Source organism: Micromonospora sp. NBC_01655, from assembly GCF_026339755.1.
Taxonomy (GTDB): domain Bacteria; phylum Actinomycetota; class Actinomycetes; order Mycobacteriales; family Micromonosporaceae; genus Micromonospora.
In genome coordinates, this window is sequence record NZ_JAPEQF010000001.1 from 4,174,932 (window position 1) to 4,191,886 (window position 16,955).

The window sequence follows — 16,955 nt, forward strand, 5'->3', positions numbered from 1 at the left end:
ACCGGGGACTCAGCCGGCGCTGGTCGGGCGGGCGGGGTGGGTGTCGGCGTGCCAGGCGGCCACGAGGTCCTCGCGCGCCCGCGCCACCCGGGACCGGATCGTGCCGACCGGGCAGCCGCACACCTGCGCGGCCTCCGCGTAGGACAGGCCGGCCACCTGCGTGGCCACGAACGCCATCCGTCGTTCCGGGGCCAGGTCGGCGATCAGCCGGTGCAGGGTGACGCCGTCCTCGGCCGCGGGCTCGACGGCGCCCGCGGCCTCCGCCGCCGCGCGCCAGTCCGGCAGGGTCGCGGTACGGGGTCGGGTCACCGCCGCCCGGACGTGGTCGACGGCGACCCGGCGGGCGATGGTGAACAGCCAGGTACGGGCCGACGATCGGCCGGCGAAGCTGGGCAGGCTGCGCAGCGCCCGCAGGAACGTCTCCTGGGTCAGGTCGTCGGCCTCCCCCGGCCCGGCGAGGTGGGCCAGGAACCGCCACACCGGGCGTTGCAGGGCCCGGACGAACGCCGCGGCGGCCTGCTGGTCGCCCTGCCCGGCGAGGCGTGCCCAGCGGGTCACCTGCTCGTCGTCGGCCTCCCCGGTCAGCACGGCCGGCCGCCCGACCCGGCGCGGGTGCCCGCCGGTGCCCGGCGGTGCGCTTCGGCGGTGCTCACGTGGACCGGTACGGCCCGCGGCGCTGTTGCGTTCACGTGGTCTGTCTCCCGGCCCGGCTGCGGCGGCTGACGCCTCCCGCCAGCGGTGGGAGGCCGATCTCCGGTGCGGCGCCCCGGTGCGGCGCACCACTGTTTGTCGGTCGCGGGGACGGAAAAGTTCCCGGGGCCCGCGCTGTGCCGGGATCGCGTCGGACGGCCCGCCCGCGTCCGCCGGCGCCGGCCGGGCACCGGGGCGCCGGCGGCCCCGGCGCGCCGCCCACAGGCCGGCGTCGCTCAGTCGTCGCTGCCGTCGTCGTCGCGGTCGTCGCGGTCGTCATCGTCGTCGACCGGCTCCTGCTCGGCCTTGACCACGGCGCCGTCGTTGCGGTCCACGTCGACCTCATGCTCGGTTCGCCCGTTGACGATCTCGACGCTCCACACCTGGTGGCCGTCCTCGGCCTCGGCCTCGACCTCGACGATCCGGCCGCCCCCGGCGCGCGCCAGCGCGATCTCGCCGGCCCGCTGCTGGTCGACGCTCCCGCCGGCGGGGGACGGCGGGGCCGTACCGGCGGGCGAGCCGGTGACGGACGCACCGGTCGCCGGGGCCGAGGTGGGAGCGTCGGTGCCGCTGTCGTCCGGGCTGCCGGTCGCCGCCGGGGCCACGGTGGCGGCGGTCAGGGTGGTCCGTCCGGCGCGACCGTCGGCGGCGGTGACGCCGACGGCGACCCCGGCCACCGCCAGCATCGCCGCGCCGCTGACGGACGCCATGATCAGGGAGTTGCGCTTCATCTCGGTGCACCTTTCCTCGGTTGCTGGGTCGAGGATCGGCCATGGCGGGATAGCGGCGCGCTGCACCGACGCTAAGGCCCGGTTAAGGTCGCCGGCGGGGCCAGCAGCAGGCGCACCTCGGCCCCGCCGCCCGGGGCGGTGCGCAGTTCCAGCCGTCCGCCGCCGGCCTCCGCCGCCCGGCGGGCGATGTCCAGGCCCAGCCCCGTGGACCCGGCCGGGCTGGCTCCCCGGCGTACCGTGGCCGCCGGCATGCCGGGGCCCTCGTCCGCCACGGTGAGGACCACCCGGTCGGCGTCGCGGGCGAGGCGGACGGTGAACGCGGTGCCGTCCGGGGTGTGCGCGAACACGTTGCCGAGCAGCGCATCGAGGGCGGCGGCCAGTTCGTCGGCGGACACCCCGACCGGCAGCGGCCCGGGGGCCAGGTCGCAGCGGAACTCCCGCCCGGTGTCCTCGGCCAGCACCGACCAGAAGGCCACCCGGTCGGCGACCACCGCCGCCGCGTCACCGCCGGTGGCGGCCGGCGACCGGTCGCGGCGGGCCTGGCGGATCAGACCGGTCACGGCCCGCTCCAGCCCGTCCACCGCGGCGGCGATCCGCGCCGCGTCCTGCGGCTCGCGCAGCGACTCGGCCTCCAGCCGCAGCGCCGTCAGCGGGGTGCGCAGCCGATGGGACAGGTCGGCCACCTGCTCGCGCTCCTGGGCGAGCAGGACCTGGATCCGGCCCGCCAGATGGTTCAGCGCGCCGGCCACCTCGCGCAGTTCGGCCGGACCGGCGGGCGTCACCCGGGCGTCCAGCTCGGCGTTGGCCAGCCGGTGCGACACCACGGACAGCTCGGCGATCGGCCGGACCAGGGTGCGCGCCAGCCGGTCGGCGACCAGCAGTCCGAGCAGCACCAGCAGCACCCCGAGCAGGGCCAGCACCAGCCACGCCCGGGTCACCCCGGCGGTCAGCTCGGCGCGCGGCACCACCGTCCGGATCACGCCCGTGCCATCGGGCCGGCCCTGCACGGCGATGACCACCTCGCGTCCCCCGTCCGACTCCACGGTGAGGCTGCGCCCCCGTTCGGCCAGGGCCACCGCGGGGGTGCGCGGGGCCAGGGTGCCCAGCACCGTGTCGCCGGGCAGGAACACGCTGACCGGCCGGCCCGACTCCACGGCGAGCTGCTCGGCGGTCAGCCGGATGGTCGCGGTGTCGGCCGTGCCCACCACCGGCACCAGACTCTGCGCGTCCGCGGTCGCCCGGACCGTGGCCCGGTCCTCGGCCACCGCCCGCACCAGCAGCGCCAGCGGGACGAGAAAGGCCACGAGGGTGAGCACGCTGACCGCGGCGGCCAGCAGCGCCAGCCGTGCCCTCACCCGCCACCGCCCGGGGACTCCAGCCGGACCCCCACCCCTCGCACCGTGTGCAGGTAGCGCGGCTGCTGGGCGCTCTCGCCCAGCTTGCGGCGCAGCCACGACAGGTGCACGTCGACGGTCTTGTCCGCGCCCCCGTACGGGATCTGCCAGACCTCGGTGAGCAGTTCCCGCTTGGTGACCACCTCGCCGGGCCGGGCGGCGAGGTGGTGCAGCAGGTCGAACTCGCGCGGGGTCAGCTCGACCGGCGCGCCGTCGAGGGTCACCTGCCGGGAGCGCGGGTCGACCCGCAGGCCGCCGACCGCCAGCGTCGTGACCTCCGCCGAGGCTCCCCCGCGCCGCAGCACCGCACGGATCCGCGCGTCCAGTTGGGCGGCGGTGAACGGCTTCACCACGTAGTCGTCGGCGCCGGCGTCGAGCACCCGGACGATCTCGGTCTCGTCGTCGCGGGCGGTGGCCACGATGACCGGCACCGCGCTGACCGCCCGCAGCATCCGCAGCAGCTCGCGCCCGTCGAGGTCGGGCAGGCCCAGGTCCAGTACGACGAGGTCCGGCCGGTCGTCGAGGGCGTCGCGCAGCCCCGCCATCGCGGTGGACGCGGCGGCCACGGCGTGCCCCCGGTCCCGCAGCGCCCGCGCCAGCGGCGTCCGGATGGTCAGGTCGTCCTCGATGAGCAGCAGCCGGGGCACAGGATGCAGGCTAGCCGCCGGGACCGCCGCCGGCTTGCTCCTTAACCCTCCCTTAGCGTCGTCCGGCGCTCCCGCCAACCTTCGATCGGGGATAGTCGGGGGATGCGCCGTCGCCGTACCCTCGCCTTCGCCGGGTGGCTGGCCACCGCCGCGCTCGCCACCCTGGTCGGGGTGGCCGCGATCCGGCTGGTCGGGGAGAGCATCACCGGCACCCCGGGCGGGGTGCACAGCCAGCGCGACGTCGAGCGGGCGCTGGCCTCCCCGCCGGCGGGCACGGCGGCGCCGGGCGGCAGGGCGTCCACCGGTCCGGGTGGACCGCCGGCGACCGCGCCGCCGGGGCCCGGCGCGCGTCGGGCCTTCTCGACCGCCGGCGGCAGCGCGGTGGCCGAGTGCGCGCCGGGCGGGGTACGGCTGGTGTCCTGGGCTCCCGCGCAGGGCTACCGGGTCGGCGACGCCGACCAGGGCCCGGACGACGACGTGGAGGTCACCTTCGTCGGGCCGGGCGGCGAGCACGAGCTGAAGCTGCGGTGCGTGGCCGGCCAGCCGGTGGCCGTCGCCGACGACTGACCCGACGGCGACCACCGGCGGCGCGGCCCGGTGCCGCGCGGACCGCCGTCAGCCGCCGTGCTTCTGCTGGCAGGGCACGCAGAAGCGGGCGTGCGGGACGACCTCCAGCCGCTCCGGCGGGATCTGCGCCCCGCACCGCTCACAGGCGCCGTAGCGCCCCTCCTCGATACGGAGCAGGGCGTCGGCGATCCGCTCCCGGCTCTGTCGGGCCGCCGCGATCAGCGCGGCGCGGGTGTGCGCCTCACCCGGATCCCCGGTGTCGGCGGTCAGCTCGGTCAGCCGGGCCGTCTGCGCCGCGTGCTCGTCGGTCAGTGTCGCGCGCAGGTCGGCGAGCCACTGCCGATCGCTGACCCCCTGGATTTCGGTGCTCATGTCGGTCCTTCCGGAAAAAGAAAAGGGCCGAAGCCGGAAGCTTCGCCCTGGTGGCCGTACCCGTCGGATTTGCACGTCCGGCGGGAGGGCCACGCCCGGTGGGGCTCGGGCTCGGCAGCCCGTGGATGGGCGCGGCACCGAGCGACGGCGCGCCCGCCGGGCGGGTGGTCACCCCGGTGCGCTGCCGGCCGGCGGCAGCCGGCGACGCCGTCACGAGGGTGACGGTGACGCGGGCGAGCGGCGCGGCCGATGGCATGCGGCCACCATAGGCCGCCCCGGCGCAGAACCCAACCAGGATGTCCGCCGACGCGCTCGGGCGGGCCGGGTTCGGCCGGCGCGGCCCGGGGAACCCGCGCCCGTCTGCTCCGCCCGGCACTGGGCCGAGCGGCACAACCTGATCGTCACCGTGGCGATCGGCGAGCTGCTGGTGGCGATCGGCGTCGCCGGCACCGACCTGCCCAGCACGCAGCGGCTGACCGTCGCCTCCGCGCTCGCCGTCGTCGTCGCCGGTGCGCTCGAGCGGATCTACTTTCGACCTGTCGGCGCTCACGGGCGAGCACGCGCTGCGCGCCGCCGCGCTGCTGCCGCTGACCGCCCGGGTGTCCGCGCTGCGGGCCCTGGCCTGGCTCAGGACGGGTCGGCCCGGCCCAGCCGCCAGTAGCCCATGAACGCCACCACCCGCCGGTCGACGCCCCGCTCGGCGACCAGGTGCCGGCGCAGCGTACGGATCATGGCGGCCTCGCCCGCCAGCCAGGCGTACAGCGGCCCTGGCACCGGCGCCACCGAGGGCGGCACCTCCCAGAGGATGTCCCGGTCGACGTCCGGGTCGGCGATCGACGGCCGCCCGGACGGCCGGCCCGCCCCGACCGGCGCCCGGCCGGACAGCAGGCTCGCCGTCGCCGCGGCGACGGCGGGGACCAGGCGGCTGCCGTGGAGAGCGCCGTCGCGGGGCAGCCAGGTGATCTCCACGCCGGGCGGGGCCGGGACGGGCAGCGCATCGGCCCGCTCCGGCACCTCCAACAGGGCCCGACCCCGGACGTCGAGCGGGAGCCGTTCCAGGATGGCGCAGATCGCGGGCACCGCGGTCTCGTCGCCGGCCAGCAACACCTGGTCCGTCGCCGAGGGCCGGAACTCGACGCCGCCGTGCTCGCCGGGGTAGCCGGCGTCCGGGCCGAGGAGGGCGGCCTCGTCCCCGGGCCGGACCCGGTGGGCCCACCGGCTGGCCGGGCCGCCGTCACCGTGCAGCACCAGGTCGACGTCCACCTCGGCCAGGTGCGGCCGGGCCGCGCGGGCGGTGTAGGTGCGCACCGGGCAGCGCTGGTCCTCGGGCAGGGCCCGCCACCTCGCGTACCAGTCGGGGCCGCCGGGCAACTGGACCCCGTGCTGCCCGGGCAGCGGCAGCACCAGCTTGATCCGCTGGTCGTAGCCGTTGTCGGCGAACCGGTCGAGGTCCGGGCCGGTGAAGGTGACGCGGACGAACGAGGGACTGAGCCGGCGCACGGCGCGGACCTCGACGGTGAACAGGCGCCACGGGGCGATGGGCAGGGTCTCGGCCGCGGTCATGGTGTCTTCCGCTCCACGCCGTGGGGGCGCTCCCCCCCGCGGGGCGCGAACTCGATCATCCAGCACGTGGTTAGGCTAGCCTAACCTCAAGATCGGGTGTCGGGGTGGGGGTGTGTTCCCCCCTTCCGGGGGAACGGTGCGCCGGCCCGGGCGCGACGGATGGCAGGCGTGGTCACGGACGCACGGCGGCCCGGTCCAGGAAGAGGAGCTGGGCGCGCTTGTCCGGCAGGTCGATCTGCGGACCGGGCACGAAGCCCGCGCGGGTCAGCCGGGTGATGGCCTTCGCGTTGCGCGCGTCCGGCTCGACCACGATGCGCAGCCGGCCCGGGTCGGCGAGCACGAAGTCGAGGAAGGTGTCGAGGACGGTGCCGGTGAAGCCCGGCTCCGCGCCGCCGTCCGGCGGCCCGATCAGCAGGTGGATGCCGAAGTCGCCGGGCCGGACGTCGTAGCACTCCCCCACCGGGTCGGCCCCCGGCTCGTAGGTCTGGAAGAGCGCCACCGGCCGGCCGTCGCGGTGGATCAGGTAGGCGTGGTGGGTGTCGAGCGAGTCCAGGTACTCGTAGATCTCCAGCACCCGCTCGCGGCCGGCGTCGCGCATGCCCCAGAACCGAGACCGCTCCCGGGTGACCCAGTCGTGGATCACGTCGATGTCCTCGCCCGGCCGCACGGACCGGATGGCCACCTCGCCGAAGCCCTCGATGTGCCGGGAGTAGCAGGTCGGGGACGTCGTCATGTCTCTCCTCGGTGGGGATTGGCTCCGCCCGGCGACGCGGACGCGGGTCGCCGGGGCAGGGCAGATCGCGCACCGCCGGCACCGACCACCGTCGACCGCCACTGCCCGCACCCCACGGCGCGACGCCACGACGGAGAGTCAGGTCAGGGTAGCTTGAACAGATCGATCGCCCGGCAGGACCTCCGTCCACGGTCCACCGTCCGCCGGAGAACCTCCTCCCCGGCCCAGGGGCCCGCCGGCCGGCGACGCCACCCCGCCCCGGCGAGCCGCGCCCGGACCGGTCACTGGACGTACGGCCAGCGGGCAACTGCCGGGTCCGGGGCGGTACGGGGGTCCCGCCGTGGGGCCGAGGCGAGGTGGCCGGCTCCCGTCGCGCGGGGACCGGCCACCTCGGTGGCACAAGTTCCTGACTACCTCCAGGTGTCGTTGTTGGTCCGGGTGCCGGAGGACGGGGTCGTGAAGGTGCGGTTGCCGCCGGATTCCCAGGTGACCGTGCCGTCGGGGTTCTTCTTGAGGTACTTGTACTCGACGACGGTGTTCGGGGGCAGGTTCAGCGTGGCCCGCCAGGTCGGGTAGTCGGCTGAGGAGAGCAGGACGGCGTTGGCCGGGTTCCAGCCGCCGAGGGCGGCGACGCTGCCGACGACGTACACGTTCTGGCCGTAGGACGTGGTGACGGTGGCGTGGAACGAGGTGGCGATCTGCCCGGCGGTGACGGTGTCGCCGCGGAAGGTCTCGGTCACCGCGTAGCTGCCGGCCGCCGGGGTGGTGAAGCTGCGGTTGTCCCCGGATTCCCAGGTCACTGCGCCGGCAGCGGTCTTCTTGATGAACTTGTACTCCACCGCGGTGGACTTGGGCAGGTCGAGCACCGCGCGGTAGGTGTTGCCGCCCTGCGCGGGCAGCTGCACGGCGCTGGCCGGGGCCCAGGAGCCCAGCTCGGGGATGCTCCCGACCACGTAGACGTCCTGGCCGGCGGCCGGGTTCGCGGTGACCGTGAAGGTGGTGGCGACCGTGGTGCTGGGGCTGGCGGTCAGGGTGGGCGAGGCGGTCGGCGACGGGGTGGCGCCGCCGGGCCTGGCGTTGACGTGGATCGCGACCGCGTCGTTGGCGGGGATCGTCACGGTGGCCCGACCGCCGGAGACGGTGACCGTGCCGCCGGCGCAGCCGGACGAGGTGGCGGGTCCGGAGACGACGTCGCAGTACTGGCCGTCGGCGAGGCCGGTGGCGAACGTGGCGGTGGCGGCGCTGCCGGAGTCGTTGACGCCGAACCAGGCGCGGTCGCCGCGGTGGAAGCCGATGACGTTGCTGTTGACGGCGGTGAAGTCGGAGACGGTCTTGACGGACCGGGCGGCGTTGGCCCAGCCGACCATGCCCTTGACTCCGGTGGACTGGGTCAGGCAGTTCCAGGTGGCACCGCAGGCGGTGTCGGTGACGTAGCCGTTACCGTTGGCCGGTGGGGACTGGTTGCGGTTGGACCAGGTGAAGCTGTCGTAGACCGAGGGCTTGCCGTGCGGGTACGCCAGGGCGAAGTAGTTGGCCAGGGTGTAGTCGGTGCCGTTCTTGTAGGACAGCACGACCCCGTCGCGCTCCAGGTCGTGGTTGGTGACCATGGCGAAGACGTTGGCGCTGGGGGCGTCGAGGTTCCAGCTCGGGATGTTGGCGAGGGTGGAGATCGAGCCCTGGAAGGCGGACCGGAGGCCCTTGGCGTACGCGAAGTCGAGCACGTCGCCGTTGCCGGTGAACGCGCGCGCCTTGAGCGCGTCGTTGCTGGCGCCGTCGAAGATCTCCTGCGCGACGTACGGGCGCTTGTTCTCGGCGACGGTGTTGTTCACCTTGCCGAGGATGGCGGCGAAGTCGTCCTTCCTGACGTGCTTGACCGCGTCGACCCGGAACCCGTCGACGCCGAGGCCGATCATGTCGTTGAGGAAGCCGGCGATCTTCGTGCGGACGCTGTCCTTCTCGGTGTACAGGTCGGTCAGGGCCAGCAGCTCGCAGCTGGTCACCTGGGCCTCGTTGTTCCAGTCGTTGATGCCCCCGGAGGTCGGGCAGTTGTCGCCCGGTCGGTGGAAGTCGCCGGTGCCGTAGGGCACTGCCGGGAAGCTGTAGCCGGGACCGGAGAAGTCCGTGCCCGCGTAGCCGACGACGGACTCGGGGTTGTTCGCGCCGGCCATGTGGTTGACGACCGCGTCGACGTACACCCGCACGCCGGCGTTGTGGCAGGCGGTGACCATGTCGGCGAACTGCGCCCGGCTGCCGAACCGGCTCTCCAGCTTGTACGACACCGGCTGGTACACCTCGTACCAGGGGTGCACGCCGTCGGCGCTGTTGGGCAGGCTGACCGACTCCTGGGGCGGGGCGACCTGGACCGCCCCGTATCCGGCGGGGCCGAGGTGGTTGGTGCAGGCGGCGGAGACGGACGTCCAGTTCCACTCCCACAGGTTCGCCGTCACCTCGCTGTCGTTGAGGGTGACGGCGGCGCGGGCGGGAGCGGCGGTGGTGGCAGCGGCGACGATGGCCGGCGTCGCGCCGGCCGCGACGACCGCGGCGGCGAGCAGCAGGCGAGCGGCGCGGCTACGCGGGTGTGGCCTCACGGATTCCATGGCAGGGAGGACCTTCTTCCGGGGTCGAAGAGGTACTGGCGAGAGTGGACGGCCGTCCGGGTAGCAAGACGATGCTGGATATCTGAAAGGAATTGCAAGACCTTGCGGCAAGATTTTTGAAACCCGCCGGCAACATCGCCGCCACGGAGGCGCCGCCTCCCGGCCGGAAGCGCTCGCCGTCCCGACCCCGCCGGGCAAGGGCGGGACCTGGACATCGCCGCCGCCCGGCCGGGCCGGAGACGAGCAGCTCGGCGGCGGAACGCGGCAGCCCGCGCTGGGACAGCCTTGACGCGTCGCGCGGACCGCCGTAGCTTCGTCCGCAAGACTTTCCAGCAACTTTCAGGCCCGTTGCGGCAGCCGTTCGCGTGCGACGCCTCCACCGCTTCGTTGCGCCCGGCGCAGCAGCCAGGCGGCGAGCAGACCACCGGTCAGGACGGCGACCGCGCCCACCGTCTGCCCGGACTCCGACGCGACGCGGAAGGCGTCGGCGACCTGCGCCCGGTCCGCGTCGGTCCGGGCGGCGGCCAGCGCGGCGGGGAACGACCCGGCGCCGGCCAGCGCGGCGGGCAGCAGCGCCGCGAACCGGGCGTTCAGCACGGCTCCCAGGACGGCGACGCCGAGGCTGCTGCCGACCTCCGTCATCGTGCCGTCCACACCGGCGCCCGCGCCGGCCTTCTGCGGCGGGATCGCGCTCATCACCGCCTCCACGATCGCCGGGTTGGCCAGGGCGCAGCCGGTGCCCATGGTGAGCAGGCCGGCCAGCAGCACGCCGTAGCCGTCCCCGGGGGCGTGGGTGACGAACAGCAGACCGCCGGAGAGCAGGGTCATGCCGACGGCGATGGCCCCGGCGGTGCCGAGCCGGTGGATCAGCCGGGCGGCGATGCCGGCGAGGTTGAGCACGACGATGGACAGCGCGAACGGCACCATCCGCAGGCCCGCCTCCCAGGCCGGGTACCCGCGTACGAACTGGAGGTGCTGGGTCAGCAGGAACAGCGCGCCGGTGGCGCCGAAGGTGATCAGGACGACCCCGGAGACCGCGCCGACGAAGCGGCGGTCACGGAAGAAGCCCATGTCCAGCATGGGGTGGGCGACCCGCCGTTCCCACCACACGAAGGCGGCGAGCAGCAGCACTCCCCCGGCGGCCGTGCCGAGCACCGGGGCGGAGCCCCAGCCCCGGTCGGGACCGGCGATGATCGCGTACACCACCCCGGTGAGGCCGGCCGTGGACAGCACCACCCCGCCGAGGTCGAGACGGCCGCCTGCCGGGTCGCGGGATTCCGGCACCAGGACCCCGGCGGCCACCAGGCAGACCGCCACGATCGGGACGTTGACCAGGAAGATCGCCTCCCACGGGAAGTGGGCGAGGATGAGCCCGCCGACGGGCGGCCCGGCCGCGAAGCCCAGCGCGCTGGCCGCCGCCCAGATGCCGATGGCCCGGGGCCGCTCGGCGGCGTCGAAGACCTGCATCGCCACGGCGAGGGTGGCGGTGACGAGCAGGGCGCCGCCGATGCCCATGCCGGCCCGGGCCGCGATGAGCTGCCCGGTGGACTGGGCGAGCGCCGCGGCCACCGATCCGGCGCCGAACAGGACGAGACCGGCCAGCAGCAGCCGGCGCCGGCCGTACCGGTCGACGGCGCTGCCCGCGGTGAGCAGCAGGCCGGACTGGACCAGCGCGTACGCGTTGATGGTCCACTGCACGTCGGCGGTGCTGGCGCCCAACTCGGCGGTGAGCACCGGCACCGCCACGGTCAGCACGGTGTTGTCGAGCACCACGGTGACCTGGGCGAGGCAGAGCACGGCGAGGATCAGCCACCGGGTGGGCAGCGGGCGGGCGCGGGCGGGCAGCGTCCGGACGGCGGGTTCGGGCAGGCTCATGGCGCTCCTGTCGCAACGGCGGAACGGCGGGACGGTCAGCTCGCGGCGGGCACCGGCTCGCCGGTGGGCCTCGGCAGTGGCGGGGCCGACGGGCGGTGCCGGCGCTGGTGCGCCACGCCCACCGCGACGCCGGCGGCCACCAGCACGACGGAGCCGACCGCGACCGCGGGGTAGCCGACCCGGTCGGCGACGACCAGCCCGACCGAGGCCGCCGCGAACGAACAGATCATCCCGAACGACGACAGCACCGTGAAGTCGGTGCCGCCGGTGTCGGGCCGCGAGTAGTCCATGTTGACCGTGTAGAGCACCACGTTGGCGGCCGTGTAGGCGGCCATGAATCCCGACAGCGCCAGCACCGTCGGCGCGAGGGGGGCCCGCCCGGTGAGCAGCGGCAGCAGCAGCGCCGTGGACGCCGCCAGCGCCACCCCGGCGGCGACGAGCACGCCCGCGCGGCCGAACCGGCCGACCGACGCGCCGGCGACGAGGCCGGCGACGACGGCCGGCGCGCTGGTGACGATGCCGGTGACCACACCGATGCGCTCCAGCGACCAGCCGGCGTCGACCAGGGCCGGGGACAGCACGGCGTACGCCGCGCCGGCGCCGGTGTAGACCAGCGGCACCACGCCGAAGGTCCACCAGCGGCAGCCGGGCTGGCCGAACACCGTCAGCAGCGCCCGGTACGCCTGGCCGGCGCCGGCGGGACGGGCGGTGCGCCCGGGTTCCCGGAACCGCCACACCACCAGCAGGCCGACGGCGGTCAGCCCGGCCAGCAGCAGGATCGCCGGCACCCAGCCGTACCGGTCGTAGACGACCACGCAGGCGCCCCCGCCGAGCAGGTTGCCGAGGTAGCTGGCGGCCACCTGGATACCGTTGCCGGCGCCCCGGGCGCGGGCGGAGAGCACCCGGACGGCGACCGCGTCGACGGCGATGTCCTGGGTGGCCGACAGCAGCACGTACGCGGCGCAGATCGCCACGACCGGGCCGAGCTGCCCGGCGGGCCGGGTGTACGGCAGCAGGGCCAGCAGCGCGAGCACCAGGCCGCCCTGGAGCACCAGCAGCCAGGACCGGTAGTGGCCGCGGCGGCGGGAGCCGTACCGGTCCAGCAACGGCGCCCAGAGGAACTTGATCGGCCAGATCAGGCCGACGAACTGCAACAGGGCGAGGGTGTCCAGCGAGGTGCCGCCGTCGCGCAGGATCGCGGTGAGGCCGACGGTGATGAAGCCGATGCCGAGGTACTGGGTGACGTAGAGGGCGGTGAGCGTGCCGAGGTGCGACCTCACCGGGCGCTCCAGTACCCGAGCGCGGTGAGCTGGTGCCTGCCCACCCCGAGGGTGCGGCGCAGGTGCCTGGTCAGGTCGCGGGTGCTGGCCGCCTCGCAGGCGACCCAGTAGTGGGCGTCGTCGGCGCCGGCGGGCAGCGCCGCGCGGACGGTGTCGACGAGGTGCCGGCCGTCGTCGCGGCGGGGCACCCAGTTGATCTCGTGGCCGGCGCGGTCCCGGGTCGGCAGCGCCCGCTCGCCGTCGTGGGCGTACTCCACCCAGACCGTGGCCGGGATGTCCGCGGCGGCGTCGAGCAGGCTGTTCACCGCCGGCAGGGACGCGGCGTCGCCGACCAGGTAGAGGTGGCGCGGGGCCGGGTCGGGCAGCCGGAACGCGCTGCCCTGCACGGTGGCCTCGATGGTGTCGCCGACCTGGGCGGCGCTCGCCCACCGGGCGGCACACCCGTCGTGCAGGGCGAACTCCAGGCTGAACCGGCCGGCCGCCGCGTCGGGGTCGACGAGGGTGTAGGCGCGCTGGTGGGAGCGGCCCTCGTTGTCGAACCACAGCCGGACCCACATGGTGGGGTGCACGCCGCACTCCGCCAGCAGGCCGCCGTCGTCGAGGTGCAGCCGCTGGTAACTCCCGCCGACCGACTCGGTCCCCCGCACGGTCAGCCGGAAGGTCCGGCCGCCCATCGCGCGCAGCACCAGGGCTTCCCAGTTCCGTTTCACGGACCCCTCCAGTAAGGTCTGCCTAAGTTAGGGGAGGGTAACCTAAATTGAAGCTGCTGTGGGAGCCGGCCCCGCCGCGTGCGCCGCACGCCCGGACGGCCGGCATCCGTCGCGACACCTGGGGCGTGGCGCACCTGTGGGCGGACACTGTGGACGACCTGGCCCGGCTACAGGGCCGGGCGGCGGCGCTCGACCGGGCATGGCAGATCGAGGTGGAGCGGTGGCGCTCCGAGGGCCGGCTCGCCCAGCACGTCGGCCCCGCCGAGGTGGGCTGGGACCGGTTCGCCCGCCGGGCCCGCCTCGACGACACCGCCCGGCGCTGCTTCGTCCGGCTCGACCCCGCCACCCGGCGCTGGGTCGCCGCGTACGCCGAGGGGGTCAACGACGGGCTCGCCGAGGGGGCCGCCGGGGCCCCCGAGTTCGCCGCCGCCGGCTGCGCCCCCGGCCGGTGGCGGCCCTGGTCCCCGCTCGGGGTCTTCCTGGTGCAGCACGTGCTGTTCGCGACCTTCCCGAACAAGCTGTGGCGCGCGCACGTCGCCGCCGCCCTCGGGCCGGCGGCCGACGGGCTGTTCAGCGCCGAGCCACCGGCCGGGTCGGGCAGCAACGCCTGGGCCGTGCCGGCAGACCCGGCCACCGGGCGGGGCCCGGTCATCGCCGGCGACCCGCACCGGATCCTCGAACTGCCCGGCATCTACCACCAGGTGCGCCTGGCCTGCCCCGAGTTCGACGTGCTCGGGTTCGCCTTTCCCGGCGTCCCCGGCCTGCCGCACTTCGGCCACGCGGGCGAGGTGGCCTGGGCGGTGACCAACGCGATGGCCGACTACCAGGACCTCTACCGGGAGCGGCTGCGCCGCGACGGCGACCGGGTCCTGGTGCGCGAGGCCGACGGCTGGGCGCCGGCCCGCCGCCACGTCGAGCGCATCGTGGTACGCGGCGGCGAGCCGGTGCAGGTCGAGGTGATCGAGACGCCCCGCGGCCCCGTCGTCGACGAGGACCGGCACACCGGCGAGGCGATCAGCCTGCGCACCCCCGCCCGGGTCGAGCAGCGCCTCGGCTTCGACGCGCTGCTGCCGCTGCTGCGGGCGCGCAGCGTCGACGACGTCGCCACGGCGCTGGGCCGCTGGGTCGAGCCGGTCAACAGCGTGCTCGTCGCCGACCGGTCGGGGACGGTGGCCCAGCTCGTCACCGGCCTGGTCCCGGTCCGCGACGAACGGTGCCGGCGGGAGCCGGTGCCCGGCTGGGAGCCGCGCTACCGCTGGACCGGCGACTACGCCCCGCTGCCCCGGACCGCGGTGACCGGGCCGGTGGTCTGCGCCAACGACCGCCGGCCCGACGTGGCGGCGCTCGGCGTCGACTTCGCGCCGCCGCACCGCGCCCGGCGCATCCGCACGCTGCTGGCGGCCGGGGCCGGGCCGGCGAGCGTGCACACCGACGACCGGCTGGAGGCCGCCGTCCTGCGCGGCGCGCTCGACCGCGTCGACGCCGACGCCCTCAGCACGCCGGCCCGGGCGCTGCGCGACCGGCTGGCCGCCTGGGACGGACGGATGCGCGCCGACAGCGCCGACGCCGGCGCGTTCGCCGCATGGCGGGGGGCGCTGGCCCGAGGGTTGCACGAGCACCCGCGGCTGCGTCCGCTGCGCGCCGAGGGTGCGTACGACGAGCTGTTCGCGGCATGGACCAACCCCCTCGGCCGCATCGGCCACGCCCTCGACGCCGTGGTGGCGGGGCTGGACCGCCTCGGCGTGGACGTGGGGCCGGTGGCCGCCGCCGCGCTGGAGGAGGTGTCGCACGGCGACCCGCCCGGCACCTGGGGACGCCGGCACGTCCTGCACCCGGTGCACCTGTCGGTGGCCAAGGAGGTCGACGTCGCGGTGGAGGAGATGCGCGAGCGCGTGACGCTCTCCGGCGACGCCGACTGCGTGCTGGCCACGAGCAGCGTCCCCGGGCTCTCCGACGCCTGCTGGCGGGGCCCGGTCGCCCGCTACGTCTGGGACCTGACCGACCGGGCGGACAGCCGCTGGGTGGTGCCGTTCGGCGCCTCCGGCCGCCCCGGCGACCCGCACTTCGACGACCAACTGCCCCGGTGGGCCGCCGGGGAGCTGATCCCGGTGGTCACCGACTGGGCGCGGCTCACCCCCGAGCAGGAGACGAGGACCCCGTGACACACCAAAAGACCGTGGCGTACCGAGAGAAGGTGCCCGACGTCGGCGAGTTGTCCCTCGTCGCCGTCGACCCGGCGGCCCACGCCGAACTGCTGCACGGCTGGGTGACCCAGCCCCGGGCGGTGTTCTGGGGGATGGCCGGGCACACCGTCGAGGAGGTGCGCGAGGTGTACGCCTTCGTCGACGGGCTGGCCACCCACCACGCGTACCTGATCCTGCTCGACGGCGAGCCGATCGGCCTGTTCCAGAGCTACGAACCGGAGGCCGATCCGGTCGGCGAGCGGTATTCCGTCCGGCCCGGCGACATCGGCATGCACCTGCTGCTCTCCCCCGGGCGGCGTCCGCCGCGCAACCTCACCGGGACGGTGGGGCCCGCGCTGGTGAGGTTCCTCCTGCGCGACCCGACCCGGCAGCGGGTGGTGGTCGAGCCGGACGTGCGCAACGGGCCCGCGCTGCACCGGCTGGAGCGGTCCGGCTTCACCTTCGACGACGAGATCGACATGCCCGACAAGCGGGCGCAGCTGGCCTTCCTCACCCGGGCCCGGTTCGAGGCCGACCACCCCGCGCCGCCGGCCGACTGAGCGGGATCGACAGAAAGTTTCACGGTGATCCTAGGGGTAGATCGGGGTGCTGTGGCACCACACCGCCACCAACCCGCACCCGGCGCTGAACATCTGCACCAACGGCCGCTCCGACCTGCCCGGCCCGCTCTGCCAGGCCCTGGTCGACTACCACGGCGTGTTCCACCTGATCTCCGCCGGGCGGTGCAAGGGTCCGGATCGGCCACGTCCCGACGGGTTGGACGCCGCCGGTCGCCCGTCGTCGGGTCGGTCAGCCGCCGAGGCTCGCGGCGGCCGAGGCGATCGCGGAGGAGAAGTAGCTCACCTGGGTGTAGACGCCCGGGTAGTCGGGGCGGGCGCAGCCGTTGCCCCAGCTGACGATGCCGACCTGGATCCAGGCGTTGCTGGCGTCGCGGCGGAACATCGGGCCGCCCGAGTCACCCTGGCAGGTGTCGGTGCCGCCGCTGGCGTAGCCGGCACAGATCTCCTCGGCCGCGATGATCTCGCCGCCGTAGTTGGAGTTGCAGACCGAGTCGCTGACGAACGGCACCGTGGCCTTGAGCAGGTAGCGCTGCTGCGCGCCGCCCTCCCGCGCCGCGCCCCAGCCGGCGATGGTGAAGGTGCCGCTGTCGTACGCGCCGCTGGTGGCGATCGGCAGGGTGGCCAGGCCGGTGACCGGGGTGGCCAGCCGGATCAGCGCCCAGTCCTTGCCGGAGCCGTTGTAGCCCGGGGCCCGGTAGACGTAGTTCGACCGGACGGTGATCCGGCTGCTGGACTGGAGGTCGACCACGCCGAGCGTGGCCGTGATGCTGGTGTTGGTGCCCGTGGCGCCCACGCAGTGCGCGGCGGTGAGGACCAGCCGCGGGCTGTAGAGCGCCCCGCCGCAGCCCATCGAGAGCCGCACCATGAACGGGAACTCGCCCTGGGCGGCCCGGGTGCCGCCGACGACGTTGGGGGTCATCGTGCCGTCGGGCGGCGCGGCGGCGGCGGGTGCGGTGAGAGTGAGGCTGCCCGCGGTCACCGCGACCAGCGCGGCGGCCAACAGGCCGGTGAGGGTGCGCCAGCGAACCATGT

At 75.3% G+C, this 16,955-nt stretch carries 16 protein-coding genes; 4 read left to right on the plus strand and 12 right to left on the minus strand.

Annotated features, from left to right (window positions below; all coding sequences use genetic code 11):
* Nucleotides 1-9: 9 nt before the first annotated feature.
* From OOK41_RS19260 to OOK41_RS19275, 4 genes are all read right to left on the minus strand, one after another.
* Nucleotides 10-585, minus strand: coding sequence for a sigma-70 family RNA polymerase sigma factor (locus OOK41_RS19260; RefSeq protein WP_266267896.1), 576 nt, complete (start codon nucleotides 583-585; stop codon nucleotides 10-12).
* Nucleotides 586-926: 341 nt separating this feature from the next.
* Nucleotides 927-1,421, minus strand: coding sequence for a PepSY domain-containing protein (locus tag OOK41_RS19265; protein WP_266266179.1), 495 nt, complete (start codon nucleotides 1,419-1,421; stop codon nucleotides 927-929).
* Between the two features lie 71 nt (nucleotides 1,422-1,492).
* Nucleotides 1,493-2,776, minus strand: coding sequence for a HAMP domain-containing sensor histidine kinase (locus OOK41_RS19270; protein ID WP_266266181.1), 1,284 nt, complete (start codon nucleotides 2,774-2,776; stop codon nucleotides 1,493-1,495).
* Nucleotides 2,773-3,462: a response regulator transcription factor gene (locus tag OOK41_RS19275; protein WP_117670577.1), complete on the minus strand. Its 690-nt coding sequence runs from the start codon at nucleotides 3,460-3,462 to the stop codon at nucleotides 2,773-2,775. The genes OOK41_RS19270 and OOK41_RS19275 overlap by 4 nt, the downstream gene beginning before the upstream one ends.
* A gap of 102 nt (nucleotides 3,463-3,564) precedes the next feature.
* Between OOK41_RS19275 and OOK41_RS19280 the strand changes: the two genes are divergently transcribed.
* Entirely contained in the window at nucleotides 3,565-4,029 is a 465-nt protein-coding gene (locus tag OOK41_RS19280; RefSeq protein ID WP_266266182.1) for a septum formation initiator, read from the plus strand.
* A 48-nt stretch (nucleotides 4,030-4,077) separates the two neighbouring features.
* On the opposite strand, the gene OOK41_RS19285 is transcribed toward OOK41_RS19280, so the two are convergent.
* A complete protein-coding gene (locus tag OOK41_RS19285; protein ID WP_117670581.1) occupies nucleotides 4,078-4,401 on the minus strand; it encodes a TraR/DksA family transcriptional regulator in 324 nt (107 codons plus the stop codon).
* Between OOK41_RS19285 and OOK41_RS19290 the strand changes: the two genes are divergently transcribed.
* Nucleotides 4,400-5,062, plus strand: coding sequence for a low temperature requirement protein A (locus OOK41_RS19290; protein ID WP_266266183.1), 663 nt, complete (start codon nucleotides 4,400-4,402; stop codon nucleotides 5,060-5,062). The two genes, OOK41_RS19285 and OOK41_RS19290, sit on opposite strands and share 2 nt — an antisense overlap.
* Here OOK41_RS19290 and OOK41_RS19295 read toward each other — a convergent pair.
* From OOK41_RS19295 to OOK41_RS19320, 6 genes are all read right to left on the minus strand, one after another.
* Nucleotides 5,029-5,964, minus strand: coding sequence for a siderophore-interacting protein (locus OOK41_RS19295; RefSeq protein WP_266266184.1), 936 nt, complete (start codon nucleotides 5,962-5,964; stop codon nucleotides 5,029-5,031). The genes OOK41_RS19290 and OOK41_RS19295 overlap by 34 nt on opposite strands.
* A 172-nt stretch (nucleotides 5,965-6,136) precedes the next feature.
* The gene (locus OOK41_RS19300) at nucleotides 6,137-6,697 is read right to left on the minus strand and encodes a GNAT family N-acetyltransferase (protein WP_266266185.1); all 561 of its coding nucleotides are present in this window, start codon (nucleotides 6,695-6,697) and stop codon (nucleotides 6,137-6,139) included.
* 410 nt (nucleotides 6,698-7,107) lie between these two features.
* Nucleotides 7,108-9,294, minus strand: coding sequence for a carbohydrate-binding module family 20 domain-containing protein (locus OOK41_RS19305; protein ID WP_266266186.1), 2,187 nt, complete (start codon nucleotides 9,292-9,294; stop codon nucleotides 7,108-7,110).
* 339 nt (nucleotides 9,295-9,633) lie between these two features.
* Nucleotides 9,634-11,169 (minus strand): MFS transporter, encoded by a 1,536-nt coding sequence (locus OOK41_RS19310; protein ID WP_266266187.1) that lies wholly within the window; start codon nucleotides 11,167-11,169, stop codon nucleotides 9,634-9,636.
* A 35-nt stretch (nucleotides 11,170-11,204) separates the two neighbouring features.
* Nucleotides 11,205-12,449: an MFS transporter gene (locus tag OOK41_RS19315; protein ID WP_266266188.1), complete on the minus strand. Its 1,245-nt coding sequence runs from the start codon at nucleotides 12,447-12,449 to the stop codon at nucleotides 11,205-11,207.
* On the minus strand, nucleotides 12,446-13,159 hold the full coding sequence (locus OOK41_RS19320) for a siderophore-interacting protein (RefSeq protein ID WP_266266189.1): 714 nt from the start codon (nucleotides 13,157-13,159) through the stop codon (nucleotides 12,446-12,448). The genes OOK41_RS19315 and OOK41_RS19320 overlap by 4 nt, the downstream gene beginning before the upstream one ends.
* Before the next feature lie 47 nt (nucleotides 13,160-13,206).
* On the opposite strand from OOK41_RS19320, the gene OOK41_RS19325 reads away from it, so the two are divergent.
* Both OOK41_RS19325 and OOK41_RS19330 read left to right on the plus strand, forming a co-directional pair.
* Nucleotides 13,207-15,321, plus strand: coding sequence for a penicillin acylase family protein (locus OOK41_RS19325; RefSeq protein ID WP_266266190.1), 2,115 nt, complete (start codon nucleotides 13,207-13,209; stop codon nucleotides 15,319-15,321).
* 14 nt (nucleotides 15,322-15,335) lie between these two features.
* Nucleotides 15,336-15,902 (plus strand): GNAT family N-acetyltransferase, encoded by a 567-nt coding sequence (locus OOK41_RS19330; RefSeq protein WP_266267897.1) that lies wholly within the window; start codon nucleotides 15,336-15,338, stop codon nucleotides 15,900-15,902.
* 250 nt (nucleotides 15,903-16,152) lie between these two features.
* On the opposite strand, the gene OOK41_RS19335 is transcribed toward OOK41_RS19330, so the two are convergent.
* A complete protein-coding gene (locus OOK41_RS19335; RefSeq protein ID WP_266266191.1) occupies nucleotides 16,153-16,953 on the minus strand; it encodes a trypsin-like serine protease in 801 nt (266 codons plus the stop codon).
* Nucleotides 16,954-16,955: the final 2 nt, after the last annotated feature.